Source organism: Pseudomonas hefeiensis, from assembly GCF_030687835.1.
In the GTDB taxonomy this organism is placed as follows: domain Bacteria; phylum Pseudomonadota; class Gammaproteobacteria; order Pseudomonadales; family Pseudomonadaceae; genus Aquipseudomonas; species Aquipseudomonas hefeiensis.
The window spans coordinates 4,938,557-4,965,063 of sequence record NZ_CP117449.1; the positions used below are offsets into that span (position 1 = coordinate 4,938,557).

Annotated in this window: 25 protein-coding genes and 1 pseudogene; 10 read left to right on the plus strand and 16 right to left on the minus strand. The window is 60.0% G+C overall.

The window, feature by feature from the left end; genetic code table 11:
• The first annotated feature begins 199 nt into the window (after positions 1-199).
• Positions 200-2,251 carry a putative bifunctional diguanylate cyclase/phosphodiesterase gene (locus PSH57_RS22165; RefSeq protein ID WP_305385563.1) on the plus strand — a complete coding sequence of 684 codons (2,052 nt, stop codon included), beginning with the start codon at positions 200-202 and terminating at the stop codon, positions 2,249-2,251.
• A gap of 261 nt (positions 2,252-2,512) precedes the next feature.
• Positions 2,513-3,849, plus strand: a pseudogene (locus tag PSH57_RS22170) (imelysin family protein).
• 297 nt (positions 3,850-4,146) lie between these two features.
• Here PSH57_RS22170 and PSH57_RS22180 read toward each other — a convergent pair.
• From PSH57_RS22180 to PSH57_RS22195, 4 genes are all read right to left on the minus strand, one after another.
• Complete coding sequence (locus PSH57_RS22180; RefSeq protein WP_305385566.1) at positions 4,147-5,379, minus strand: RNA polymerase sigma factor; 1,233 nt, start codon at positions 5,377-5,379, stop codon at positions 4,147-4,149.
• Positions 5,379-5,855, minus strand: a complete 477-nt coding sequence (locus PSH57_RS22185) for an SRPBCC family protein (RefSeq protein ID WP_305385569.1) — start codon at positions 5,853-5,855, stop codon at positions 5,379-5,381. The genes PSH57_RS22180 and PSH57_RS22185 overlap by 1 nt, the downstream gene beginning before the upstream one ends.
• Positions 5,856-5,882: 27 nt before the next feature.
• The gene (locus PSH57_RS22190) at positions 5,883-6,227 is read right to left on the minus strand and encodes a YciI family protein (protein ID WP_305385571.1); all 345 of its coding nucleotides are present in this window, start codon (positions 6,225-6,227) and stop codon (positions 5,883-5,885) included.
• A gap of 67 nt (positions 6,228-6,294) precedes the next feature.
• Positions 6,295-6,729 carry a YybH family protein gene (locus tag PSH57_RS22195; RefSeq protein ID WP_305385572.1) on the minus strand — a complete coding sequence of 145 codons (435 nt, stop codon included), beginning with the start codon at positions 6,727-6,729 and terminating at the stop codon, positions 6,295-6,297.
• Between the two features lie 142 nt (positions 6,730-6,871).
• On the opposite strand from PSH57_RS22195, the gene PSH57_RS22200 reads away from it, so the two are divergent.
• Positions 6,872-7,357, plus strand: coding sequence for a GNAT family N-acetyltransferase (locus PSH57_RS22200; RefSeq protein WP_305385573.1), 486 nt, complete (start codon positions 6,872-6,874; stop codon positions 7,355-7,357).
• Between the two features lie 205 nt (positions 7,358-7,562).
• Here the strand turns inward: PSH57_RS22200 and PSH57_RS22205 are convergent, their stop codons facing one another.
• Both PSH57_RS22205 and PSH57_RS22210 read right to left on the minus strand, forming a co-directional pair.
• A complete protein-coding gene (locus PSH57_RS22205; RefSeq protein ID WP_305385575.1) occupies positions 7,563-8,051 on the minus strand; it encodes a GyrI-like domain-containing protein in 489 nt (162 codons plus the stop codon).
• Between the two features lie 78 nt (positions 8,052-8,129).
• Positions 8,130-8,792: a LysE family translocator gene (locus PSH57_RS22210; RefSeq protein ID WP_305390456.1), complete on the minus strand. Its 663-nt coding sequence runs from the start codon at positions 8,790-8,792 to the stop codon at positions 8,130-8,132.
• 209 nt (positions 8,793-9,001) lie between these two features.
• Between PSH57_RS22210 and alaC the strand changes: the two genes are divergently transcribed.
• Positions 9,002-10,219 (plus strand): alanine transaminase, encoded by a 1,218-nt coding sequence (alaC, locus tag PSH57_RS22215; RefSeq protein WP_256232100.1) that lies wholly within the window; start codon positions 9,002-9,004, stop codon positions 10,217-10,219.
• Between the two features lie 120 nt (positions 10,220-10,339).
• On the opposite strand, the gene PSH57_RS22220 is transcribed toward alaC, so the two are convergent.
• Both PSH57_RS22220 and PSH57_RS22225 read right to left on the minus strand, forming a co-directional pair.
• Complete coding sequence (locus tag PSH57_RS22220) at positions 10,340-11,692, minus strand: GntP family permease (RefSeq protein ID WP_305385576.1); 1,353 nt, start codon at positions 11,690-11,692, stop codon at positions 10,340-10,342.
• Between the two features lie 92 nt (positions 11,693-11,784).
• Positions 11,785-12,318 (minus strand): gluconokinase, encoded by a 534-nt coding sequence (locus PSH57_RS22225; RefSeq protein WP_305385578.1) that lies wholly within the window; start codon positions 12,316-12,318, stop codon positions 11,785-11,787.
• A gap of 215 nt (positions 12,319-12,533) precedes the next feature.
• On the opposite strand from PSH57_RS22225, the gene gntR reads away from it, so the two are divergent.
• From gntR to PSH57_RS22240, 3 genes are all read left to right on the plus strand, one after another.
• Positions 12,534-13,565, plus strand: coding sequence for an HTH-type transcriptional regulator GntR (gene gntR, locus PSH57_RS22230; RefSeq protein WP_305385579.1), 1,032 nt, complete (start codon positions 12,534-12,536; stop codon positions 13,563-13,565).
• A 159-nt stretch (positions 13,566-13,724) separates the two neighbouring features.
• Entirely contained in the window at positions 13,725-14,279 is a 555-nt protein-coding gene (locus PSH57_RS22235) for a hypothetical protein (RefSeq protein WP_305385580.1), read from the plus strand.
• A gap of 282 nt (positions 14,280-14,561) precedes the next feature.
• Positions 14,562-14,984, plus strand: coding sequence for a GNAT family N-acetyltransferase (locus PSH57_RS22240; protein WP_305385582.1), 423 nt, complete (start codon positions 14,562-14,564; stop codon positions 14,982-14,984).
• A gap of 125 nt (positions 14,985-15,109) precedes the next feature.
• On the opposite strand, the gene def is transcribed toward PSH57_RS22240, so the two are convergent.
• From def to PSH57_RS22255, 3 genes are all read right to left on the minus strand, one after another.
• Positions 15,110-15,649: a peptide deformylase gene (gene def / locus PSH57_RS22245; protein ID WP_305385583.1), complete on the minus strand. Its 540-nt coding sequence runs from the start codon at positions 15,647-15,649 to the stop codon at positions 15,110-15,112.
• Between the two features lie 2 nt (positions 15,650-15,651).
• Complete coding sequence (locus PSH57_RS22250; protein ID WP_305385584.1) at positions 15,652-16,596, minus strand: YihY/virulence factor BrkB family protein; 945 nt, start codon at positions 16,594-16,596, stop codon at positions 15,652-15,654.
• A 173-nt stretch (positions 16,597-16,769) separates the two neighbouring features.
• Positions 16,770-16,961, minus strand: a complete 192-nt coding sequence (locus PSH57_RS22255; RefSeq protein WP_305385586.1) for a CsbD family protein — start codon at positions 16,959-16,961, stop codon at positions 16,770-16,772.
• A gap of 195 nt (positions 16,962-17,156) precedes the next feature.
• Between PSH57_RS22255 and PSH57_RS22260 the strand changes: the two genes are divergently transcribed.
• Complete coding sequence (locus tag PSH57_RS22260; RefSeq protein ID WP_025212261.1) at positions 17,157-17,534, plus strand: hypothetical protein; 378 nt, start codon at positions 17,157-17,159, stop codon at positions 17,532-17,534.
• Positions 17,535-17,760: 226 nt separating this feature from the next.
• Here the strand turns inward: PSH57_RS22260 and fadD1 are convergent, their stop codons facing one another.
• Complete coding sequence (gene fadD1, locus PSH57_RS22265; RefSeq protein WP_305385589.1) at positions 17,761-19,452, minus strand: long-chain-fatty-acid--CoA ligase FadD1; 1,692 nt, start codon at positions 19,450-19,452, stop codon at positions 17,761-17,763.
• 363 nt (positions 19,453-19,815) lie between these two features.
• Positions 19,816-21,504, minus strand: a complete 1,689-nt coding sequence (gene fadD2 / locus PSH57_RS22270; RefSeq protein WP_305444747.1) for a long-chain-fatty-acid--CoA ligase FadD2 — start codon at positions 21,502-21,504, stop codon at positions 19,816-19,818.
• A 236-nt stretch (positions 21,505-21,740) separates the two neighbouring features.
• On the opposite strand from fadD2, the gene PSH57_RS22275 reads away from it, so the two are divergent.
• Positions 21,741-22,685: an alpha/beta hydrolase gene (locus PSH57_RS22275; RefSeq protein WP_305385592.1), complete on the plus strand. Its 945-nt coding sequence runs from the start codon at positions 21,741-21,743 to the stop codon at positions 22,683-22,685.
• 40 nt (positions 22,686-22,725) lie between these two features.
• A complete protein-coding gene (locus PSH57_RS22280) occupies positions 22,726-23,196 on the plus strand; it encodes a MaoC family dehydratase (RefSeq protein ID WP_003184579.1) in 471 nt (156 codons plus the stop codon).
• 153 nt (positions 23,197-23,349) lie between these two features.
• Here the strand turns inward: PSH57_RS22280 and PSH57_RS22285 are convergent, their stop codons facing one another.
• The 3 genes from PSH57_RS22285 to PSH57_RS22295 are packed head-to-tail and all read right to left on the minus strand — an operon-like array spanning position 23,350 to position 26,417.
• Positions 23,350-24,213, minus strand: a complete 864-nt coding sequence (locus tag PSH57_RS22285) for an efflux RND transporter periplasmic adaptor subunit (protein ID WP_305385594.1) — start codon at positions 24,211-24,213, stop codon at positions 23,350-23,352.
• A gap of 10 nt (positions 24,214-24,223) precedes the next feature.
• Positions 24,224-24,430 carry a DUF1656 domain-containing protein gene (locus PSH57_RS22290; RefSeq protein WP_047228349.1) on the minus strand — a complete coding sequence of 69 codons (207 nt, stop codon included), beginning with the start codon at positions 24,428-24,430 and terminating at the stop codon, positions 24,224-24,226.
• Entirely contained in the window at positions 24,417-26,417 is a 2,001-nt protein-coding gene (locus PSH57_RS22295; RefSeq protein WP_305385596.1) for an FUSC family protein, read from the minus strand. Before PSH57_RS22295 ends, PSH57_RS22290 begins: the two co-directional genes overlap by 14 nt.
• Between the last annotated feature and the right edge of the window lie 90 nt (positions 26,418-26,507).

Consider the following 26,507-nt stretch of genomic DNA (forward strand, 5'->3'; position numbering starts at 1 on the left):
CAAAAATAAAGCCGAGGCCTCAAGTTGCGGCCCCTTTCAACCGACACAATGGTGGTAGAGCAATAGCTCGGGAAACACCGTATAACGGCCAGGTTTCAGGCGAAAACCCTTGTGTTTGATTGTCCCTTTGACTGACATCACAGGATTGCCAATACTCATGGCAACTTGACGCTACCCGCACGGAACAAGGAACCCCTCTTTGAAGCTGGAACTCAAGAACAGCTTGTCTGTGAAGTTGCTCCGGGTCGTGCTCCTCTCGGCATTGATCGTCGGCGTGGTATTGAGCTGCGCCCAGATCGTGTTCGATGCCTACAAAACCGACCGTGCCGTCGCCATCGACGCCCAGCGAATTCTTGATATGTTCCGGGACCCTTCGACCCAGGCTGTCTACAGCCTTGACCGGGAGATGGGCATGCAAGTGATCGAAGGGCTGTTTCAGGACGAAGCCGTGCGCATGGCCTCCATCGGTCACCCTCATGAAACCATGCTCGCTGAAAAAAGCCGGCCCTTGCAGCAATCGAGGAGCCGCTGGCTGACCGACCTGATCCTCGGCAAGGAACGCACATTCACTATCCAGTTGGTGGGGCGTGGGCCCTACAGTGAATATTACGGCGACCTGAGCATTACCCTCGATACCGCCACCTACGGTCAGAGTTTCATCGTCAACTCGGTGATCATCTTTATATCGGGCATGCTGCGAGCCCTGGCGATGGGACTGGTGCTGTACCTGGTCTATCACTGGCTGCTGACCAAGCCGTTATCGCGGATCATCGAACACCTGACCGAAATCAACCCCGACCGCCCCAGCGAACACAAAATTCCCCAGCTACGGGGCCACGAGAAAAACGAGCTGGGTTTATGGATCAATACCGCCAACCAATTGCTCTCATCCATCGAGCGCAATACACACCTGCGCCATGAAGCGGAAAACAGCCTGCTGCGAATGGCCCAGTACGATTTCCTCACCGGCCTGCCCAATCGTCAACAGCTTCAACAGCAACTGGACAAGATCCTGGTGGATGCCGGGCGCCTGCAGCGTCGGGTGGCCGTGCTGTGCGTAGGGCTGGATGATTTCAAGGGCATCAACGAACAGTTCAGCTATCAAACCGGCGACCAGTTGCTGCTGGCCCTGGCTGATCGACTGCGGGCCCACAGCGGACGCCTTGGCGCGCTGGCGCGACTGGGGGGCGACCAGTTCGCCCTGGTCCAGGCCGATATCGAACAACCTTACGAAGCCGCCGAGCTGGCCCAAAGCATCCTCGATGACCTCGAAGCGCCGTTCCTTCTCGACGATCAGCAAATCCGCCTGCGAGCCACCATCGGCATCACCCTCTTTCCTGAAGACGGGGACAGTACCGAGAAGCTGTTGCAGAAAGCCGAGCAGACCATGACCCTGGCCAAGGCTCGCTCACGCAATCGCTATCAGTTCTACATCGCCAGCGTCGACAGCGAAATGCGCCGCCGGCGCGAACTGGAAAAAGACCTGCGCGAGGCCCTGCTTCTCGAGCAGTTCAGCCTGGTGTACCAGCCGCAGATCAGCTATCGCGACCTGCGGGTGGTCGGTACCGAGGCCCTGATCCGCTGGCATCACCCCGAACATGGCCTCGTGCCGCCGGACCTGTTCATTCCTCTGGCCGAGCAGAACGGCACCATCATCGCCATCGGCGAATGGGTCTTGGATCAGGCCTGCAAACAGTTGCGCGAATGGCATGACCAGGGCTTCGTCGACCTGCGCATGGCGGTCAACCTGTCGACGGTGCAATTGCACCACGCCGAACTGCCGCGAGTGGTGAACAACTTGCTGCAGATGTACCGACTGCCGCCGCGCAGCCTGGAGCTTGAAGTCACGGAAACCGGCCTGATGGAAGACATCACCACAGCCGCCCAGCACTTGCTCAGCCTGCGCCGCTCCGGCGCGCTGATTGCCATTGATGACTTCGGGACCGGCTATTCGTCCCTGAGTTATCTCAAGAGCCTGCCGCTGGACAAGATCAAGATCGACAAGAGCTTCGTCCAGGACCTGCTCGATGACGAGGATGACGCGACCATCGTCCGGGCCATCATCCAGTTGGGCAAGAGCCTGGGGATGCAGGTGATCGCCGAGGGGGTCGAGACGGTCGAGCAGGAAGCCTACATCATCTCCGAGGGCTGCCATGAAGGTCAGGGGTATTACTACAGCAAACCACTGCCGGCACGAGAATTGGGCATTTATCTGAAGCATGCCCAGCGCAGCAAAGTCTCCATCATCTGATTCTTTCTCTCTGGTTGTCATGCCTTTGTAGGGGCTGGCGAAGCCTGCGATCCGGTTGATTCGCTTGGGACTCAAGCGTCCGGGCAACGATCGCAGCCTCGCTTCGCTCGACAGCGCCTACAGAAGGCTGACCGCTTCGCATCACAAATAAGAAATATTTACAGCTACAACCCTTTACACATAATGCAAATCTTTCGCATTATGTCGCAGCTTTGCGCACCTCGCGCCTGTCCCATCCATCACCGAAGCAGGATGTTCGCCATGATTCGTATGCCTCTGGCTACCGCCAGTTTGCTGGCCATCGCTATTTCCCTCGCCGGTTGCGGCGAAGGCAAAGACAAGGCCGCCGCGCCGCAAGCGCCAACGCCCGCAGCCAGCACCGCCGCCCCAGCCGCAGCCGGCAAAATCGACGAAGCCGCTGCCAAGGCTGTTGTCGCGCACTATGCCGACATCGTCCATGCGGTCTACAGCGATGCCGAATCCACCGCGAAAACCCTGCAAACCGCGATCGATGCGTTCCTGGCCAAACCGAACGACGAGACTCTCAACGCCGCCAAGGCCGCTTGGGTCGCCGCACGCGTCCCTTACCTGCAAAGCGAAGTGTTCCGCTTCGGCAACACCATCATCGACGACTGGGAAGGCCAATTGAACGCCTGGCCGCTGGATGAAGGCCTGATCGACTACGTCGACAGCTCCTACGCGCACGCATTGGGTAACCCGGGCGCCACCGCCAATATCGTCGCCAATACCGAAGTCCAGGTGGGTGAAGACAAGGTCGACGTGAAAGACATCACCCCGGAGAAACTTGCCAGCCTGAACGAGCTGGGCGGTTCCGAGGCCAACGTCGCCACCGGCTACCACGCCATCGAATTCCTGCTCTGGGGCCAGGACCTCAACGGCACCGGCCCTGGTGCCGGCAAGCGTCCGGCTTCCGATTACCTGGAAGGCGCCGGTGCTACTGGCGGCCACAACGACCGTCGTCGCGCCTACCTCAAGTCCGTGACCCAACTGCTGGTCAGCGATCTGGAAGAAATGGTCGGCAAACTGGAAGCCAAACGTGGCTGACAACTACCGCGCTACCCTGGAAGCCGAACCTGCCGAAACCGGCCTACGCAAAATGCTGTTCGGCATGGGCAGCCTGTCCCTGGGGTGAACTGGCGGGCGAGCGCATGAAAGTGTCCCTTGAAGCCAACTCGCCAGAAGACGAGCAAGACTGCTTCAGCGACAACACCCACAACTCGCATTTCTACGACGCCAAAGGCGTGCGCAACGTTTACCTGGGCGAATACACCCGCGTCGACGGCACCAAGATGACCGGCGCCAGCCTGTCGTCCCTGGTGGCCAAGGCTGACCCGGCCGCTGACAGCGCCCTCAAGGCCGACCTGGCCGACACCGAAGCCAAGATCCAGGTCATGGTCGATCACGCCAACAAGGGTGAGCATTACGACCAACTGATCGCTGCGGGCAACACCGCTGGCAACCAGGTTGTGCGCGACGCCATTGCCGCACTGGTCAAGCAGACCGGCGCGATCGAACAGGCCGCGGGCAAACTGGGCATCAGCGACCTGAACCCGGACAGCGCTGATCACGAGTTCTGATCAATGCCGGCTGACGGGTTATACCCGTCAGCCGAGCCGTAAAACCCTGTGGGAGCGAGCCTGCTCGCGATAGCGATGTATCAGCCAACAGCAATGTGACTGACATGACGCTATCGCGAGCAGGCTCGCTCCCACAGTGGTTTCGGGTGTTCATAAATACGATGCACACCACAACTCTCCTTGTGGGAGCGGGCTTGCTCGCGAAGACGGCGGGTCAAGCAACAGCGATGTTGACTGAGCCGACGCTTTCGCGAGCAAGCCCGCTCCCACAGGAAATTTCATCGCGTGTGGTCATCACTACAACCCCGCAAGCCGCCCTTCGATAAACCGCCTCTCCGGCAGTTGCTGCGTCAATTCAAGCGCACGTCGATAGGCCGCCCGCGCCTCATCCACGCGTCCCAATTGCCGGCAGAGTTCTGCCCGCGCCGAATGGGCCAGGTGATAATCGAGCAACTCACCCCGGTCCAGGATGGCGTCGATCCGATGCAACCCCGCTAGCGGTCCATCGCGCTTGGCCAGGGCCGCGGCGCGGTTGAGCTCGATCACCGGCGAAGGCACCGCTCGCAGCAACACATCATAGAGGCCGACGATCTGCGGCCAGTCCGTCTCCTGCGCCGTGGGGGCTTCGGCATGCACGGCCGCAATCGCAGCTTGCAGGCAATAAGGCCCGAACCGTCGGGTATTGAGCGCGGCTTCCACCAGGGCGCAGCCTTCGGCGATCATGTCGGCGTCCCACAAGGATCGGTCCTGCTCATCCAGCAGAACCAGCTCACCGCTCGGTGAGGCTCGCGCCCGCCGCCGCGACTCGTGCAGCAGCATCAACGCTAACAAACCCATGACTTCGGCTTCAGGCAACAGCTCCATCAACAAGCGGGCAAGGCGGATGGCTTCGCGGGTCAGGTCTTCACGCGTGACCTCGGTCCCCATCGAAGCCGAATAACCTTCATTGAACACCAGGTAGATCACTCGTAACACGCTGTCCAGCCGTTCGGGCAGCTCTGAGCGGGACGGCACCTGGTAGGGGATCTTCGCATCACGAATTTTCGCCTTGGCCCGTACGATGCGCTGGGCGATGGCCGCCGGGGCGGCGAGAAAAGCCCGGGCGATCTCTTCGGTGGTCAGGTCGCACACCTCCCGCAATGTCAGCGGCACCTGGGCATCAGCCGCCAGGGCCGGGTGGCAACAGGTGAAGATCAGCCGCAGGCGATCGTCTTCCACGTCCTCATCACTCCAGTCGCTCTGCTCCAGCTCTTGGAGCTGGGCAATCAGCATCGGCCGGGACGCCGCGAAGCGAGCGCGCCTGCGCAAACTGTCGATGGCCTTGAAGCGCCCGGCCGACACCAGCCAGGCCCGAGGGTTGTCCGGCACACCGTCGCGCTGCCAGCGCTCAACCGCGATGAAGAAAGCCTCGTGCAAGGCCTCTTCAGCAAGGTCGAAATCCCCCAGCAGGCGAATCAGCGTCGCCAGAATGCACCGCGAGTCCTGCCGATAAACCTGCTCGACCCGTGCCCCAACCGCATCGGCCGACATCAATCGGGCATGCCTTGAGTCACCAGCGCTTCGAGCCGGTCCAGGCTCTGGCCCCAGCCGTCGTGAAAGCCCATGGCTTCGTGAGCCTGACGGTCTTCTTCGTTCCAGTGCAGCGCGCGGGCGGTGTAACGGGTTTTACCGTCCACTTCCTCAAGCAACACTTCGCCCGTCATGAAGGCTTTGCCGGAGGGAATCCAGCCAGGCACAAACGCATCGGTGAACACCAGCCGCTGCGGGGCGACGATCTCCAGAAACACGCCCATGGTCGGATACTCACTGCCGTCCGGCGCGCGCATCAGGGTGCGAAACTGACCACCGACCCACAGGTCCATTTCGCACTCCGGCGTGGTCATGCCGTGGGGGCCCCACCATTGGACAAGCAGGGCCGGCTCGGTCCAGGCACGGAAGATCTTCTGGCGCGGGGCATCGATCACCCGGCTGATGGATAACTCGAACGAGGCAGGTTTGAGGTTCATGAATGAAATCCTGTTTGTGATTGTTGTTCAGGGATTCAGTTGGCGTACCGGTCGGACCTCGACGCAGCCGACCCGGGCCGCCGGAATGTTGCCGGCGACCTGGAGGGCTTCGTTCAGGTCCTTGGCGTCGATCAGGTAGAAGCCCGCCAGTTGCTCCTTGGTTTCGGCAAACGGGCCGTCCGTGATCGACAGCTTGCCGCTGCGCATGCGCACCGTGGTAGCAGTCTGTACCGACTCCAGGGCCTCGGCTGCAACCATCCGCCCACTGCCCTGGATCGATTCGGCATAGGCCATGCATTCAGCGTCCTGCGGGCTGTCGGGTGAATTGTGCAGGGCGTGTTCGTTGCTATAGACCAGGCATAAGTACTTCATGGAAAGCTCCGTGATCGAACTGATCAACTATGGACCGCAGAAAGACGCTCGGCGAAAAAACCGACGATCAGGGCTGCAGGTCGAACATCACCGTACCGGCCATCGGATCAAACGGTGCGGACCAGTGCTCGTGGACAATTTTCCATTGCCCGGCCACCCGTTGATAGCAGGCCGTCGTGCGCATCCAGCAAGCCTGCTCTTCGCCTTTGTCATTGGTACCGCCGCAATAAGTCAGCCAGTGAGCGAAGGCGATGGTGTCGGCCGAGGTAATCTCGACTTGATGGAAGTCGAACTTGTGCGGGCCCGGGCACATTTCCATGCACGCCTGCCAATGTGCCTGGTAAGCGACCTTGCCCTTGAATTGCAGGGCCTGGATGGCGTCGAACGAAACAATGTTGTCGTCATAGAGCGCCATGACTTTTTCAACGTTCTTTTCCATGACGGCCTGGCGATAGGTCTCGATCAGGGCCTGGATTTCGGTTTCGGTGGTTTGGGTATTCATGGTGATTCTCCGCAGGTTTTTGTTGAAGACACCCTTTGTCGTTTTGAGAAACTGTGAATCGACAACCCAAACAAAAATAATTCAAAGAAAAAAATTCGCTAGAATCCCAGACCCATTCTGTTGGCAAACAAGGGACGTTTTTGTGACCGCTCAGCTCGTACCCTATGAAGACCTCACCGCGCTTCAACGCACGCAGGTCGAAGCCATCGAAATCCACCCCGAACAGATCAAGTTCGCCGGCGATATCCACGGCGCGTTGCACACGCTGCTGTCCAAGCCCGGCCCGGGAGTCAAGGGGTTTGCATTGCTGGCTGGCGGCGTGCCCGTGGCATTCCTGTTGCTCAAGCGCCCGCCAGTATTGCCAGCCTGGGCCAACGAACACAGCGCCACCCTGCACGCCTTGCAAGTCGATTATCGGGCCCAGGGCAAAGGTTACGGCAAGGCCTGCCTGCAAGCGCTTCCTGCCGTGGCTCGGGCGGCATGGCCGCAAATCAGAGGGCTGGAGCTTTCGGTCGACGCCGATAATGACTCGGCCATTGGCCTGTACACCCGGCTGGGCTGGGTCGACAGTGGCGAGGCGTACAAGGGCCGCATCGGTTATGAGCGGCGGATGGGGTTGGTGTTTTGATACAGATCGCTCATCCCCTGCGTTCAAATCAGTTCAGAGGAATAGAACTGGAATGCTTCTGTGGCGAGGGGTTTTATCGAGACGTCGCTCCGTCCCGGTGAGCTGTAGGAGCAAAGTTTGCTCGCGAAACAGGCGCCTCGATTTCTGAACGAGCGCATCGTCTCCATCGCGGGCAAGCCTTGCTCCCACAGGGACCCCGTGTCGATCAGTTCTGTTTGAGAGGAATCCAGATTTCCAGAGAGCCTTCGCCGGTCCTGGGATTGAAGTCTTCGCTGTAGCGTTCGAACTCCGGCGCCTCGGCAGCGGTGTGGCCCGATTGCGGCAGCCACTCTTTCCAGATGAAGTGGAACGTCTGCGGCAGGCTTTTCAACGGGCCTTTGTGTTCGAACACCGCGTAGTGCCCGGGCTGTATTTCGATCCAGCGGAATTGTTCGGGTAAATCGTCGAGCCGGCTGATTTCCACTCCGGCAATGTATTCGAACCCACCCTCCCCGTCCGGGTTGCAACACACGCCATAGGTGACCTCGTTTTTCTGCCCTGGCACCTTACCGAGCCAGGGCAAAAACTTTTCCCAAAGCAGCGGGATATCCTGAGCGGTGTCTTGGGTAAAACGGCCACCAAAACCGGCGATGAGCTGAAAGCGTCCCTGTTCGAAGCGTGGTTCGGCTGCGTTATCGGGTTCGTGCTTTTCCATGCGTCAACACTCCAGAAACGTGAGGTCGGGTCTGGCAGTATAGAAGCGAAACGGTGATTGCCAGGGCCGTTTCGCTTGTCAGAGTCCAGGCACAACGGCCCGGGCGGTTTTACCGATAAACTCGTTGTAGCCAGAAACAATCACGTACACCGCGAAATAGCAGAAGATCCCAGCCGATACCCAATAGCAATAGCGCAGCAGTTTATCTCCCAACAGTTTGCCGCCCTGGGTCGCTGCCAGGCACAACCCCGCGCACCACAGGAGCCCGGCGCAGAGAAAACCGCTGAGAAACAGCGCTGAGCTGAGAATGGTTGCACCACCTGAACGAGCGATCAATGTGCCGCCCACCGCTGCGAACCAGAGGATGGCGCTGGGCGACGACATGGCCAGGAAGATCCCGCGAAAAAACTCCTGGCCCGCTGAATTGCCCCGTACCTCACCGGCCTCCGCCAGCACCGCGTCGTGATAGATCGCCGAATGAATCATCTTCGCCGCAAAGTACAGCAGCAACACCGAGCCCCCGATCCACAGCACCCAACGCACCGTTTCGTATTGCAGCAGCACCGTCATGCCGGCCAAGGCCAGGACCGCGTAGACCAGGTCCCCCACGCACGTGCCCAGGCCCAGGGCAAAACCCTGGAAATAGCCACGCTGCATGGCCAGGGTAATCATCGCGATATTGGCCACGCCAATGTCCAGGCACAAAGAAAGGCTCAGCAGGAAACCGCTGGAAAATTCCATCATTCAGTCCGTTCGATTTTTGGGTATGCGAGTCGTACAGGGCGCAGGCGTGACTGGAAGTCGCACGAGCAGGTCGACAGTGTCGTCGAAAATAGTTCCGGGCCGCTACTGGACAATTGGTCATCAGCCCCTTTATCTTGCGCCGCAGGCCACCGCAGTGGCCAACGTCGCTCGGACGGTTCCGGGCGCTCACGTATCTCGAGGCAACAATGGCCAACCAAGGTTCGCCGCGCCGCTTTGCGCGCATCGATCGACTCCCCCCGTATGTATTCAATATCACTGCCGAGCTGAAGATGGCTGCGCGTCGGCGCGGCGAAGACATCATTGACTTGAGCATGGGTAACCCCGACGGCGCCACGCCTCCACACATCGTGGAAAAACTGGTCACCGTCGCCCAGCGTGAAGACACCCACGGTTATTCCACCTCCAAAGGCATACCACGCCTGCGCCGCGCCATTTCGCGCTGGTACAAGGACCGTTACGAGGTGGACATCGACCCGGAAACCGAAGCCATCGTCACCATCGGTTCCAAGGAAGGCCTGGCACATCTGATGCTGGCAACCCTGGACCAGGGCGACACCGTGCTGGTGCCCAATCCCAGTTATCCGATCCACATCTACGGCGCGGTGATCGCCGGCGCCCAAGTGCGTTCGGTGCCACTGGTGCCTGGGGTGGACTTCTTCGATGAGCTGGAGCGCGCCATTCGCGGCTCGATTCCCAAGCCGAAAATGATGATCCTGGGGTTTCCGTCCAACCCTACCGCGCAGTGCGTGGAACTGGATTTCTTCGAGCGGGTCATCGCCCTGGCCAAACAGTACGACGTGCTGGTGATCCACGACCTGGCCTACGCCGACATCGTCTACGACGGCTGGAAAGCCCCGTCGATCATGCAGGTGCCTGGTGCAAAAGACATTGCCGTGGAGTTCTTCACCCTGTCCAAAAGCTACAACATGGCCGGCTGGCGTATCGGCTTCATGGTGGGCAACGCGGAACTGGTCAACGCGCTGGCGCGGATCAAGAGCTACCACGACTACGGCACCTTCACACCGTTGCAAGTGGCGGCCATCGCCGCGCTTGAAGGCGACCAGCAGTGCGTGCGTGATATCGCCGAACAGTACCGCCAGCGCCGCAATGTGCTGGTCAAGGGCCTGCATGAACTGGGCTGGATGGTGGAAAATCCCAAGGCGTCGATGTACGTCTGGGCCAGGATTCCCGAGGCTTATGCACACCTGGGTTCGCTGGAATTTGCCAAGAAACTGTTGGCCGAAGCCAAGGTCTGCGTCTCGCCGGGCGTGGGATTCGGCGAGTATGGGGATGATCACGTGCGCTTTGCCCTGATCGAAAACCAGGACCGGATCCGCCAGGCTGTGCGCGGGATCCGCGGGATGTTCCGGGCGGATGGGTTGGTGAACAAACCGAACGCCTGATACGAAACCCAATGTGGGAGCGGGCTTGCTCGCGAAGGCGGACTGACAGTCAACAAATAGGTTGAATGTTATATCGCCTTCGCGAGCAAGCCCGCTCCCACAGTTGTTTTGTGGTGTTTGTTAGACCACCAGCGACAACAACAGGATGAAGATCAGCGCTACCACGGACAGGATGGTTTCCATCGCGGTCCAGGTCTTGAAGGTTTCGGCCACGGTCATGTTGAAGTACTGCTTGACCAGCCAGAAGCCGGCATCGTTAACGTGAGACAGGATCAGCGAACCGGCACCGGTCGCCAGGACCAGCAGTTCACGGTTCACGCCCGGAATCATCCCGACCACTGGCACCACAATCCCCGCGCCAGTAATGGTTGCCACGGTCGCCGAACCTGTGGCGATGCGAATCACCGCTGCCACCAGCCAGGCCAACAGGATCGGTGAGATCTGCGCACTCACCGCCATGTGACCGATCACATCACCCACACCGCTGGTGACCAGCATCTGCTTGAAGCCACCGCCAGCGCCGATGATCAAAATGATCGCGGCGGTCGGTGCCAGGCTCGCATCCAGCCATTTGAGCATCTGGCTGGAACCGATGCCCTGCTTGTAGCCGAAGGTATACAGCGACAGCAGTAATGCCAACAGAAGTGCAGAAATCGGATGCCCGACCAAGTCCATGAACGTGCGGAAGAAATTGCCCTCAGGCAGCGCTACGTCAGCAAAGGTTTTGAGCAGCATCAGGAACACCGGCGATAGCACGGTGATCAGCGTGATGTTGAAGCTTGGCAGATCGGCGGAATCGGTCTCACGCGCCAGTTGGTCCACCAGTTCCTGATTCGGATGGCCGGGGATGTGCTTTGCAATGAATGTACCGAAAATCGGCCCGGCAATAATGGCCGTTGGCAGCGCCACGATCAGGCCGTAGAGAATGGTCTTGCCGATGTCGGCACCGAACACGCCGATCGCCAACAGCGGCCCCGGGTGCGGTGGCACCAGGCCATGGACCGCGGAAAGACCGGCCAGCAGCGGGATACCGATCTTGATGATCGAGACACCGGTGCGACGCGCCACGATGAACACCAGCGGGATCAGCAGCACGAAGCCGATTTCGAAGAACAGCGGAATGCCCACCAGGAAGGCGGCGAACATCATCGCCCACTGCACTTTATCCTTGCCGAAGGCGCGGATCAGGGTTTGGGCGATCTGATCGGCCCCGCCCGATTCGGCCATCATTTTGCCGAGCATCGTGCCCAGCGCCAGGATGATGCCGACAAAGCCCAGCACGCCACCGAAGCCGTCCTGGAACGCCTTGATGATAGTGTCGATCGGCATGCCCGAGGTCAGGCCGAGAAAAGCAGCGGCGATGGTCAGCGCAATGAACGGGTGGAGTTTGAACTTGGTGATGAGGACGATAAGTCCGATCACCGTGACCACTGCATCAAGCAGCAGGAACGTCTCGTGGGACATGCCGAACATGGGAGGTGTCTCCTGATTTGTTGTTGTTATTGAAGCGGTTATTTGTAAGCCGTCGGGACAGCGCTATCTTTCTGACGCAAAATTTTTGCAACTCAACTGGCCAGCTTCAAACCGTGATCCACCCACCAGACATAAGCCTGGTGAGCCAGTTCATCGATGCTGTGGCTGGACGCGTCCAGAGCCAGGGTCAGGGGCTCGCCAACAGGGGATTGAAGGGTGGCAAACTGGCTGTCGATCAGGGTCGACGGCATGAAATGCCCCGGGCGATGGGACACGCGCTCGGCGGCCACCTCAGGGGTCAGTTCAAGAAATACAAAGCCCAGGCCCGGCAAGGCACTGCGCAGACGTTCGCGATAACTGTGCTTGAGGGCCGAACAGGTCAGCACAGGGCGCTCGCCCGTGGCATCGACACGGCGCAACTCATCGCACAGGCTGTCGAGCCAGCCGGCACGGTCGTCGTCGTTCAAGGGGATACCGGCGCTCATCTTCTGGATGTTGGCCGCAGGGTGGAAAGTGTCGCCTTCAATGGCGGTGGCGCCGCTCAACTGGCACAGGGCCTGGCTGACGCAAGTCTTGCCGCAACCGGCAACGCCCATGATGACCAGGGCGGTGATGGGATTATTCATGTAACACCTCAGCGCGCAGACAGCGCTACCTTTGCAAGTTGTGACACCAGAGCAAAAGCAGAAGTTGCCGACGCCTTCTTGTCATTTTTGTGGTTGCAGCATGTTCGTTCACAACGCCAACGGTCAGGGCTCAGGCAAACCCCGCTCACGCATTTGCAGCCGCGTCGAGACAGCGCTACCTTAGTGCCTTGATTTTTGTTTGGCAAGCCGCCCTGATGACCGTCACTAAAAACGATAAGAATCCCCGCACCACCGGCCGCCCTACGCTCAACGAAGTCGCACGCCTGGCCGGTGTCAGTCCCATCACCGCCTCCCGTGCCCTGCGCGGCGTCAGCACCGTTGCCGAGAGCCTGGTGGAAAAAGTCCGCCAGGCCGCCCGCGACCTGAACTACGTGGTCAACCCCGCCGCCCGAGCCCTGGCTTCGGCCCAGAGCCATTCGGTGGTGGTGTTGGTGCCGTCGTTGTCCAACCTGTTGTTCATCGACACCCTGGAAGCCATTCATCGGGTGCTCAGGCCCAAGGGCTTCGAAGTGGTGATCGGCAACTATCACTATTCCCGGGACGAAGAAGAAGACCTGCTGCGCAACTACATGGCGTATCAGCCACGCGGCCTGTTGCTGACCGGCTTCGACCGTACCGAAAGTGCCCGACGCATGATCGAGGCCAGCAACATTCCCTGCGTGTACATGATGGAACTGGACCCCGGCGCGGGCCTGAACTGTGTCGGCTTTTCTCAACTCAAGGCCGGCGAGACGGCGGCCGAGCACCTGATCTCCCGGGGTCGCAAGCGTCTGGCCTATGTCGGCGCGCAACTGGACCAGCGCACGTTGCTGCGTGGCGAAGGTTTTCGCCGCGCCCTGCAGAAAGCCGGCCTGTACGACCCGGATCTGGAATTGCTCACCCCACGGCCATCATCGGTGGGCCTGGGTGGCGAATTGTTTTTGCAGTTACTCGCCAGCCATCCGGACGTCGATGCAATCTTCTTCGGCAATGACGACCTGGCCCACGGCGCGCTGTTCGAAGCACTGCGCTGTGGCATCAAGATTCCCGAGCAGGTTGCGGTCCTGGGCTTCAACGATTTGCCCGCCTCGGCCTACATGGTGCCGCGCCTGAGCAGCATCAGCACGCCACGGGAAGCCATCGGCCGTCGCGCCGCCGAACAGATGCTCACGTTGATGGCCGGCAACCGTATCGCTCAGCCGGTGGTGGACATGGGGTTTGAACTCAAGGTTCGTGAAAGCACCTGAGCCCGAGGGTTACGTGCGGTCGATCCATGCCGTCCAACGGCAAGGATTAGCCGCCATGATCGCTGCCCCTGGCTGCGCAGCCCTTTGGATCCAGGGCTCGCGCTGGCGGCATGGGAATTGCTCCCGCTCATGACTCAACCATCACTACAGGTCTCCATCATGTTGGTCAGTGCAAAACAGCAATCGATGATTTTGCCGCCCAAACGTCCGGGCGAGGATCCCACCGCAGACGCCGCCGGCGGTCTGCAAAGCGCCGCGCTGCAGGCATTGCGCGATAACGTCCAGGCCCAGGCCAGCCAAGGCAGCGCGCAAGCGCAGGCTTCGATCGCCCGGCAAGCCACGCAGCAGGTCAATGCGACCACCGCCATCAGTGACAAAGTTGATGAAGCGTTTGCCAAGACCCGGGTTCAGTTGCAGACCGTTGCTTCTCCCACCTCCGATGCGGCCAAGGTGCCCGACAGCACTGCTATGGCGGACTTCAAGGAATACATGAGCAAGACGCCAGAGGAGCGCCTGCGCGACAGCATTCTTGAAGAGATGGGCATAACGCAGGAAGAGGTCGAGGCGATGCCGCCCGAGAAGCAGCTGGCGATCGGCCAGGAAATTGCCCAGCGCATGCAGGACAAGATGGCGATGGCACAAGTCGAGAAGGACCAGCAGAGCCGCGCCACTGACAAGGAGCCGGCTACGGACATGTTCCTCGCCTCGCTTTGATGGGCTGCGGGTTTTTCAGCGGGCGATGGCCAGGATGCATCCCTGGCTCGTCGCCCGCTGGTGTCGATTCAATGACCGAACAGATTCACCTTCTTGGCCTTTTTGTCGGCGCGCTTCTCATCGGCGGTTTTCGCCGGTTTTTTCTTTGCCGCTTTTTTTGAATCCATGCCTTTGGCCATGATACGTACTCCACTCATACGGGATGTGAAGTCAGGTATACACCTATCGCCGCAGACATGTTCTTTTATAATCGCCCTCCCTGTCACGACCCCTGACTTTGCCATGTCCCAGATCCACTACACGCTGCTCGATGAACCATTGTGGCCGCTGATGAACAAGTTCTATCGCGCCCACCAGTCTTCAATGAAAGCGGTGCGTGAAGCGCAGTTGTGGGTGGCGCGGCAGGATGAAATCATCGCAGCCCTGTGCTTGCGGCCGGTGTCGGGTGGACATTGGCTGACGGGGTTATTTGTCGACCCGGCGTATCGCGTGCAGGGAATTGCGGCGCGCTTGATCGACGAAGCGGTGAAAGGTGTGGGAGGGCCGGTCTGGTTGTTCTGCCATCCTGATTTGCGCGGCTTTTATGAGCGGCAGGGATTCAGCTTCGACCCCGTGCTGCCGTATGCGATGGCCGAGCGCCTGAATCGCTATGCGCGCAGCAAGCCGATGATTGCGATGGGATTGGAACCTAAAACACAATCCTGAAGTGCAATACAGTCCAATGTGGGAGCGGGCTTGCTCGCGAAAGCGGTGGGCCAGCTTGCATTGATGTTGAATGTGCCACCGTCTTCGCGAGCAAGCCCGCTCCCACAGGGTTCTGTAGTGGGGGATCAATCGTCCGCCATGGGATCCAGGTCCGGGAACATCACCTCGGTAAAGCCGAACTTGCTGAAATCACTGATGCGCGAGGGGTACAAGCGCCCGATCAGATGATCGCACTCATGCTGAACCACCCGTGCATGGAAACCCGAAGCGGTGCGCACGATAGCCTGGCCCTTCGGGTCAAAACCTTCGTAACGAATGTGCTGATAGCGATCGACCGCACCGCGCAGGCCCGGCACCGACAAGCAGCCCTCGACCCCCTCTTCCATCAGTGGGCCCAATGGCGTAATCAGCGGGTTGATCAGGATGGTCTGGGGCACCGCCTCGGCGTCCGGGTAGCGCTCGCTGTGCTCGAAACCAAAGATCACCAGTTGCAGGTCGACACCGATCTGCGGCGCGGCCAGGCCGACGCCGCCCACGCTCTCCATGGTCTGGAACATGTCGTCGATCAGTTGCCACAACTCTGGGCTGTCGAACATTTCCGGCGGCACCGGCGGGGCAATACGCAGCAGGCGCTCGTCGCCCATTTTCAGGATTTCACGAATCATGGTCAGGTTTCGTCAGTGTGGGGATGAGGAATGGAATGGTCACGGCCCAGGCCCGACACATGCTGTTTTTCGTGCTCGCCCGGAGCCTTCTCGCCACGGTCCTTGCCCTCGGCGGACATGTGCTCGATCACCGCATTCATCTCCGCTCCGAGTAACAGCACCGCCGAAGAAATATAGAAATACAGCAACAGCACAATGATCGCGCCGATACTGCCATACATGGCGTTGTAATTGGCGAAGGTCTTGACGTAAAACGCGAAGCCCAGGGAGGCGATGATCCATACCACCACCGCCAGCACCGACCCCGGCGTGATAAAGCGGAACTCCTGTTTGACGTCAGGCATCACGTAATAGATCAACGCCACGGCCACCATCAGCAAAAACACGATTATCGGCCAGCGCACGATGGTCCAGAGCGTGACGATGAACTCCTCCAGCCCGACCTGGGCCGCGATCCAGCCCATCACCTGCGGCCCGAGCACCATCAGCGCCGCAGCGGCCAACAACATGCCGGCGATGCCAATGGTGTAGAAAATCGACAGCGGAAAGCGCTTCCAGACCGGACGGCCCTCCACCACATCGTAGGCGGCGTTCATCGCGCTCATCATCAACCGGACACCGGCCGAGGCCGTCCACAACGCAATGACGATACCCACCGACAACAACCCACCCTTGGATTGCTGGAGCTGGTCGATCACCGGGTTGACCTGCTCCAGGGCCTGGGGCGGCAACACCAGTTCCGATTGCATACGCAGCCAGGAGAAGAAATCCGGCAGGTGCAGGAAACCGATCAGTGCGATCAGGAACAGAATGAAGGGGAACAGCGAAAACAGCATCTGGTAGGCCAATGCCGAGGCGTAGGTCGACATCTCGTCGTCGAGAAACTCAGTCACGGTGCGCATCATCACACGATGCAAGGGCAAGCCTTTCAAGGCCGGGAACATCATGTGCGTCTCCTTTCGCCGCAAAAAAGGAAGGTCGCCTGGCGACTCACGGGGTGCTATCCAAGACAAAAGTAACCTGTTGGCGACTTTGGAACAATTTCCCCGGTGCAAGTTCGAGCCGACATGAAAACGGCCACCCGCGGATGGCCGTTCCAATCGGTTATTCAACAGGCCGGTTATGCCTCGTCAACGCCTTTCTTGACTGCGTCCTTGGCCTTGCCCACGGTTTGCTGGACCTCACCTTTTTTCTCCTGGACCACGCCCTCGGCGCGCATTCGGTCATTGTCGGTGGCCTTGCCGACGCCTTGCTTGATGTTGCCGACGGCTTCGTTGGCAACGCCCTTCACTTTATCGCTCGTGCTACCCATGATGTCTCTCCTGTGAACAACAGTACGAAAAGTCATTACATAAGGGTTGACCGAGGCCGTTTGCGGGGAGTTTCATTTTTTCAGCAGCGCATTTCATCGTCAGATGCAGGTTGCGCTTTATGTTTGCCGATCCACCCCCGAGAATGCCCCACGTATTCAGGCTGCGGCCTGAAGCTCCAATCTCGTAGGAACGTTATGAAACTCGATAAAAAGCAGGCCATCGCCCGCAGAAACCAGGAACTGGGCGGCGCCGTACTGGGCGTCAATAACTGCCACTTCAGCGAATTGAACCGTAACCGCAACATCTTCTGGTTCGATATCCCGGTGGCACGCCTGGCCATCGGTCAGTACGAATGGATCCACCTGCTGCTGCACACCCCGGCCACCGATGAGCTGCTGCACCTGAAAGTGCCGACCGTGTTCCTGCGCGAAAAACTCGAGGGCCTGGAAGTGCGTAACCAGGGCAAGCGCAAGGCGGCCCTGAGCCTGGAGCTGAGCGCCGACAAGGATTCGTACCTGCAGGATATGCGCCCGGGTGGCACCAACCTGGATTTTGCGCAGTTCAGGTTGTAACCAATCCGTATAGCTGCCGGGCTTCCTGTGGCGAGGGGATTTATCCCCGCTGGGCTGTGAAGCAGCCCCACGCTTTCATGAGCCACACCAATCTGTCATACAAGACGCAGGGGGTTGCTGCGCAACCCAGCGGGGATAAATCCCCTCGCCACAGGTTTTTGGTGCCTGCCGGGACAATCCCAAACAAAAAGCCCCGCACTGGCGGGGCTTTTTATTGGCAGCGGTTTTACTTCTTCAGACCCAACTTCTTCAGTTCTTCATCACGCAACTCGCGCCGCAGGATCTTGCCGACGTTGGTGGTCGGCAACGCATCGCGGAACTCCACAGCCTTGGGCACTTTGTAGCCCGTGACGTTGGCGCGCATGTGCTCCATCACCTGCTCCTTGGTCAGCGTGACACCCGGGCGAGGCACAATGAAAATCTTGATCGCCTCGCCGGATTTCTCGTCCGGTACACCGATGGCCGCGCATTGCAGCACGCCCGGCAGGGTCGCCAGCACGTCTTCCAGCTCGTTGGGATACACGTTGAAACCGGAGATCAGGATCATGTCTTTCTTGCGATCGACGATGCGCATGTAGCCGTCCGGCTGGATCAGCGCGATATCGCCGGTCTTGAGCCAGCCTTCACTGTCGAGGATCTCGTCGGTGGCGTCCTGACGCTGCCAGTAGCCCTTCATGACCTGTGGACCTTTCACGCACAGTTCACCGATTTCGCCCAATGGCAGTTCTTCGCCCGCGTCATTGATAATCTTGCACAGCGTCGACGGCACCGGAATGCCGATGGTGCCAACGTGAATTTTCTGGATCGGGTTAACGGTGGCGACCGGGCTGGTTTCGGTCATGCCATAACCTTCGCAGATCGGGCAGCCGGTCACCGCTTTCCAGCGCTCGGCCGCCGCCAATTGCAGCGCCATGCCGCCGGACAACGTTACCTTCAATGCCGAGAAGTCCAGGTTGCGGAAGGCTTCGTTGTTGCACAGGGCCACGAACAACGTGTTGAGGCCGACAAAACCGCTGGATTTCCACTTCGACAGTTCCTTGACCATCGCCGGAAGGTCGCGCGGGTTGCTGATCAGGATGTTGTGATTGCCGATCAGCATCATCGCCATGCAATGGAAGGTGAAAGCGTAGATGTGATACAGAGGCAGCGGCGTGATCAGGACCTCGCAACCTTCATTGAGGTTGGAACCCATCAGTGCCTTGCACTGCAACATGTTCGCCACCAGGTTGCGGTGGGTGAGCATCGCACCCTTGGCCACGCCGGTGGTGCCACCGGTGTACTGCAGCACGGCCACGTCGTCGCTGGTCGGGTTGGCTTCGGTCACTGGCTGGCCGTGGCCCTTGCTCAGCACATCGTTGAACTTGACGGCCTTGGGCAAGTGATAAGCCGGGACCATCTTCTTGACGTACTTGATCACGCTGTTGATCAGCAGACGCTTGAGTGGCGGCAGCAGATCGGCGACTTCGGTGACGATTACATGCTTGACGCCCGTCTTGGGCACCACAACCTCGGCCAGGTGCGCCATGTTCGCCAGGCACACCAGCGCCTTGGCACCGGAGTCGTTGAACTGGTGTTCCATTTCCCGCGCGGTGTACAGCGGGTTGGTGTTGACCACGATCAGGCCAGCGCGAATCGCACCGAACACGGCAACCGGATACTGGAGAACGTTGGGCAGTTGCACGGCGATTCGATCGCCTGGCTGCAAATCGGTATGCTGTTGCAGGTACGCAGCAAAGGCACCGGACAATTCGTACAACTCACCGTAGGTGATTGTCTTGCCAAGGTTGCTGAATGCCGGCTTGTCGGCGAAGCGTTGGCAGGACTGCTTCAACACCGCCTGAATATTCGGATACTCGTCTGGATTGATGTCGGCAGCAATCCCAGCTGGGTACTTATCCTTCCAAAAGTCTTCGATCATGGAAGCCCACTCCTCAGCAACGCGAATTCTCACCGCATTTGATGCGATTATTATTGGTGTGTGTTTATTGGTGAATCTGGCCTAATTCAACGCCGAGAAGTCACAAAAGCGCGCCGAGAGTAGCAGCTTTGCCAAGGGTCGCCTAGAGCCAAAAGTGGCCCCTACAGTCATAAACATGACTCAAGAATATGCAATAGTCATTTTTAGAGTAAAAATTCTAAGCCCCATCAAATCGCTCTGAATACACAAACAACTGTGGGAGCGGGCTTGCTCGCGAAGGCTGAGTGTCAGTCACCGATAATTGTGACTGATAAACCGCATTCGCGAGCAAGCCCGCTCCCACATCAGGTTTTCGTTGAGACGTCAGGCGATATCCCGCAACTCGCGACGCAATATCTTGCCCACTGGCGTCATCGGCAACGACTCTCGCAGCACGATGTGCTTGGGTATCTTGTAACCGGTGAAGTTTTCCTTGCAGTACGCCTTGAGCTCTTCAAGGCTAACGCCCGTCTCGCGGGGCACCACGAACAGTTTCACCGCTTCCCCCGAACGTTCGTCCGGTACGCCGATCACCGCGCAGTTGGCGACTTTCGGATGAGCCATCACCACGTCTTCGATTTCGTTGGGGTACACGTTGAAACCCGAGACGATGATCATGTCTTTCTTGCGGTCGACGATGCGCACGAAGCCGTCCGGGTCAATCACCGCGATATCACCGGATTTGAACCAGCCTTCGCTGTCCAGCACCTCGGCGGTGGCTTCAGGCTTCTTCCAGTAGCCTTTCATGATCTGCGGGCCCTTGATGCACAACTCGCCACGCTCGCCCAACGGTTGCTCGGTGCCATCGTCGCTGACCACTTTCATGAGCGTGCCCGGCACCGGCAGCCCCACCGTGCCCAGCCGGGACTTCTTGCCATAGGGGTTGGTGCTGGCCACTGGCGAGGTTTCGGTCAAGCCATACCCTTCTGTGATGCGGCAGCCGGTGAGCTGTTCCCACCGTTCAGCGGTCGCCTTGACCAGCGCCGTGCCACCAGAGTTGGTGAGTTTGAGACTGGAGCAATCCAGAGTCTTGAAATCCGGATGATCCATCAACGCCACGAACAGCGTGTTGAGCCCCAACAGCGCTGAAAAACGCCAGTTCTTCAGCTCCTTGATAAAACCACCGATGTCCCGTGGGTTGGTGATCAGCACGTTGTGGTTGCCGGTGACCATCATGCACATGCAATTCGCCGTGAAGGCGTAGATGTGGTACAGCGGCAGCGGCGCGATCATCACTTCCTGGCCTTCGCGCAATAGCGGCTGGCCGTCGTCGTCGCCAAACTGGCCCAGGCATGCCCGGGCCTGTTGCATGTTCGCCACCAGGTTGCCATGGGTCAGCATCGCGCCCTTGGCCAGGCCGGTGGTGCCGCCGGTGTATTGCAGCACCGCGATGTCATCGAGGCTGACTTTCAGCGGTTTGATGCCATGGCCTCGCCCCAGGCGCAACGTGCTCTTGAATGAAACAGCCTGGGGCAGCGAATAGTCAGGGACCATCTTCTTGACCTTGCTCACCAGCGTATTGACCAGCCCCTTGGCGCTTGGCATCAGGTCGCCCATCTTCGCCTCGATGAGGTATTGCAGGTCGGTATCAGGCAGCACTTCCTGGACTTTCTGGCCGAACAGGTTCATGTACACCAGTGCCCGCGCGCCGGAGTCCTTGAACTGGTGACGCATTTCCCGCGGGGTATACAACGGGTTGGTGTTGACCACGATCAGCCCGGCGCGCAAGGCTCCGAATACGGCGATGGGGTATTGCAGGACGTTGGGCATCTGCACCGCAATGCGGTCGCCAGGCGTCAGGTCGGTATGGGCTTGCAGGTAACCGGCGAAGGCGGCGCTGTAGCGTTCGAGTTCGGCGTAGGTCAGGGTGACCCCCATGTTGCTGAACGCCGGACGGTCGGCGAATTTCTTGCAGGAACGCTCGAACACCTCGATCACCGATTTGTAGGCCCCCAAGTCAATGTCCAGGGGCACGCCGGCCGGGCGTTTGTCATTCCAGAAATCAGGCTGCATTGTTTTTATCCTCTTTACCTGAACGTGTCCGGGCCGCTTCTGTGGCTCTTGCACAGGCGGTGCTCTTGGGACACTAGCAGCTATGGCCAATCAGGCAAATATGGCGACCTGCGTCATAGATTGTGTGAATCTTCCTGCCTCGACGTAGCCTGATCAGGCGAGACGCAACGGATGCGCTATACAATGCAGCGACGCTGTGTTTGCCCTTGTGTATGCCCGTGAGTAAAGGAATGACCATGATCCACCAAACGTTCATGCTCAGCGCCACCGACCACAGCCGCCTGTTCGTCAATCAGTGGCTGCCTGAAACCGCCCCTGAAGCGGTGATCATGCTGGCCCACGGCATGGCCGAACACAGCGGCCGCTACGCGCGTCTGGCCCAGGCGCTGTGCGATGCGGGCTACGGTGTCTACGCGCCGGACCAGCGCGGCCATGGCAAAACCGGCGAAGCAGGGACGCTCGGCCATTTTGCAGACGAGGATGGCTGGGCCAAGGTGGTCGGCGACCTGGCCAGCCTCAATCAACACATCGGCCAGCAACATCCCGATGTCCCCATCGTGTTGCTGGGCCATAGCATGGGCAGCTACATCGCCCAGGGTTACCTGCTGCATCACAGCGCCAGTCTGCACGGAGCAATTCTCAGCGGCTCGAATTTCCAGCCCGTGGCGCTCTATCGTGCCGCGCGCCTGATCGCCCGTTGCGAGCGCAAGCGCCAGGGCTCCAAGGGCCGCAGCGCCCTGATCGAGTGGCTGTCCTTCGGCAGTTTCAACAAAAAATTCAAACCCACGCGTACGCCCTTCGACTGGCTCAGCCGCGACCCGGCCGAAGTCGACAAGTACCTTCACGACCCGCTGTGCGGCTTTCGCTGCACCAATCAATTGTGGGTCGACCTGCTCGGCGGGTTGCAGCAAATCAGCAAAGCGTCCAATCTCGCCCAGATCGATCCGGGCCTGCCCCTGCTGGTGATCGGCGGTGAATGTGATCCGGTGAGTGAAGGCAGGCGTCTGAAGGATCTGGCTGACGCCCTGCGCGGCGCCGGTAGCCAGCACTTACAATTGACGATTTACCCGCAAGCCCGGCACGAACTGTTCAACGAAACCAACCGCGATGAAGTGACGGCCGACGTGCTGGCCTGGATTGCCCAGGCCCTGAGTCACAAGCGACCGCCACGCAGCGAATAGGTTTGCAGCGTTTTCCTTTACTCGTCACAGGATTTGATAGATGACCCAGGTTACCAACATCCCCTACGAAGCCCTCGAAGTCGGCCAGACCGCCAGCTACAGCAAGACCGTCGAAGAGCGCGACATCCAGCTGTTCGCCGCGATGTCGGGCGATCACAACCCGGTGCACCTGGATGCCGAATTCGCCGCGGCGAGCATGTTCAAGGAGCGCATCGCCCATGGCATGTTCAGCGGTGCGCTGATCAGCGCGGCGGTGGCCTGCGAGCTGCCTGGGCCTGGCACCATTTATATCGGCCAGCAGATGAGCTTCCAGAAACCGGTGAAGATTGGCGACACCCTGACTGTACGCCTGGAAATCCTTGAGAAACTGCCGAAATTTCGCGTACGCATTGCCACTCGAGTGTTCAATCAGCGCGACGAACTGGTGGTGGACGGCGAAGCTGAAATCCTCGCGCCACGCAAGCAGCAAACCGTGACCTTGCCGACGCTGCCGGCGATTACTGTCGGTTGATTCACCCGCATTTACGGTGGATGACTTGTGGCGAGGGGATTTATCCCCGTTGGGCTGCGAAGCAGCCCCCTGCGCTCGGGCTGACACCGCAGTGATATTGAGGTGTTGGGGCCGCTTCGCGCCCCAGCGGGGATAAATCCCCTCGCCACAAAGTTATTGCGGGTCTTCGCGCACCTGCACACTCGCTGTCATCCCCGCGCTCAGGTTCACCCCTTCCGGTACCTTGTCCAGCTTGATCCGCACCGGAATCCGCTGGGCCAGGCGCACCCAATTGAAGGTCGGCTCGACCTCCGCAAGCAACTGCGCATCGGGATTGGTATTGCGGTCGGTGATGCCGCGGCTGATGCTTTCGACGTGACCTTGCAGGGCATGACCGGCGCTCATCAACCAGACGTTGACCGGATCGCCCACGCGGATCCTGGGCAGTTTGGTTTCTTCGAAATAGGCCTGCACATAAAACGTTGAATCGTCGATCAGCGCCATGACCGGTTGCCCGGCATTCACGTAGTTGCCCTCGGCCAGGCGCAGGTTGGTGATATGGCCGCCCCGTGGGGCCAGGACCTGGCTGCGGGCCAGGTTGAGTTCGGCGACCTTGGCCTCGGCCTGGGCCTCGCGCAGTTCGCCCCGGGCGATGCCGGCGTTGATCTGGGCGTTTTCCCGCAACTCGGCGCTGATAGCCTGGGGCCCCAGCGCGGCGCGTCGACTGGCTTCGTGTTCACGCAAACTCAGTTGCTGCTGCCGGGTCTGGACCACCGCCCGGGCTTTCTCCAGCGCGGCCTCGAAACGTTCGCGATCGATGCTCAGCAATAAATCACCGGCCTTGACCTGCTGGTTATCCACCGCCTTGAGCTCGCGCACCCAACCCGACACGTCGGGCGCGATCACCACCACGTCGGCGCGAATCCGCGCATCCCGGGTCCAGGGCGTGAGCATGTAGTACTGCCACAGATGAAACCCGGCGAAGATCGCCACAGCCACCACGCTCAGCGTGACGGCAACACGTACGGAAGTACGCATGTTCAACTCCTTATAGCGGTCCGAGGACCACGGTAATAACAGTCAGGACACAGACATACAGGGCGCAGTCGAACAAGGCTTCATGCCAGATCCAGCGCCCGGCCGGCACGAGGCTGAGCAACAGGCGTAGCCCACCGGTCACCAGCAAGGCCAGCACCACATAAATCAAAAACGGGCTGAGCAATACCCCGCCTATCGACCACTCACGCAAGCCCATGGCTGTGCTCCCGTTGTTCAGGTTCACGCTGACGACACCAGGCGCGCCAGCTGTTCTGCAATTGCACCACCGCGCCTTGGGCCAGTTTCAGCGCATCGCCGGGCGGTTGCGTCGACAACACATTCAGGAACTCGTCGCTCGCCGGGCCCAGTGCTTCGGCCCGATCAACAGCCGGACCGCGCTCAAGCACCTGCTCCAGCGTTTCAAAGTAACGGCGCTGGGCCCGGTTGTCGGGCATTTGGGCAACGGCCAGACTCAAGCGCAGATGCAGCAACTCGTCACCCATGTCCAGGCCAAGCAATCCGTCATCCCAACGGCTACGCGCCGGCACCGGCAGTTCGGGATAGTGCCGCGCCAGTTGCAACAGCCGATCGGCCATGCGCCCACCGAACCAGCTCTCGGCGCCCCGCAGGTTACGGCGCGTCAGACGCACCAGATCGTCAAGCGTGGCGGCCAACAGGCGACGGCTATGCCAGGCTGGATCGCGCAGAATCAGCAGATTGAATGCCAGCACCGCCGCGCCAACACCGATCATCATCGCCTGAGCATTGTTGAAGAACGCCGCCACGTCATATTTCATGGCATTGAGAGGCGATATCAGCACCACGAAATGCAGGCAAAACGAGGTGGCCGTGGCGAAAATCTGCGGCTTGGCCATGCACAGCGCCCCCAGGAACAGCGGCACGCCCATGGCCATGGCCAGCATCGCGAAACTGCTCCACTGCGGCAGCAAAATCTCGCCGATCACAAACGCCGTCGGCACCGCCAACACAATTCCCCGAAGAAAGCTCATGCCGATCTGCGCGCCGTTTTCACGACTGGCGAACAGACTGCACACCACACAGGTGAGCACCAGCGCGCCTGAGGCGGCGGGCCAGGCAGTCGCCAGCCAGAAACAGGCGACCGCCAGAAACGCCAGGGCGCTACGCGCACCGAACACCATGGCCAGAGGCAAGTCACGATGGGGCGCCAGGGTCCGCGGCGGATCCACCGCCTCCCTGCCCTCTTGCACCGCCGTCAAGGCGGCGCAGGCCGCCAGAGCGGTATCGAGCAACAAGGCGAAGCGGGCCAGGCAATAACTTTGCGCCGAGCTGATCTGTGGATCGTGGGATGCATCCAGTACCCGAGGCCGCAGGGCTTGCAGGGTCGCTCTGTCGGCTTCGAGGGCTTGTTGCACCTCGCTCATCCACGGCTTGAGGGCCTCGGCCTCCGCGGGGTCGAGTTGGTTCCACTGCCGACGCACCGAGCGGGAGATGCGCAGCAGCATCAACAATTTCTGGCTCAGAGCGCTGATGGCCCGGGCCCGCTGCCGACCCAGGCTGCCTTCGAACCAGGCGTGTTCACGCTGGGCATCCACGGCGACGATCTTGCCGAGGATTTCCAGCAACCCTTTACGGGCCTGGGCATCGCCCGTCAGTGTCGCACGGGCCGCCTGCATGCCGCTCTGCCAGGCGGCACGGGCCTGATCGGCCAATTGCCGCTCGACCCGCAACGGCCAGAGCAACGCGCTGGTCGCGGTCGCGCAGACGATGCCCAGGCTGATCTCCGTACAGCGCGCCACGGCCTGATCGAATACCCCCAGCGGATGGGAAATCGCCGGCAAGGCAATGATTGCCACCGTGTACCCGGCCAGCACGAAGGAATAGGACCAGGCGCTGCGCAGCAGTGTGGAGCAGGCCGTGCACAAGCCCAGCCACAGGGCCAGCGCCAGCAGGAACAACCAGGGCGCCTGGCCGAACAGTCCCATGAACACCACGGACATGGCGGTGCCGACCAACGTTCCTAGCAGCCGCGCCAAGCCTTTCTGCACCACCATCCCGGACAGTGGTTGCGCCACGATGATCGCGGTCATCAATGCCCATGAAGGCTGCTCCAGCCCCCAGCGCAAGGCCAGCCAAAGCGCCAACCCGCCACCGAGCACGGTCTTGATGGCGAATTGCACAGCGAGGCGGTCGGGAGCGAACAGGGCCTGGAAAGTAATGGGCACGCGAAAAACTCTTCTGGGGACGCAATAACGATAGATGCAATAAAAGGGTGATGGAGGGTGCAATTATTAGCTGGCTATCTATTTGAGTCC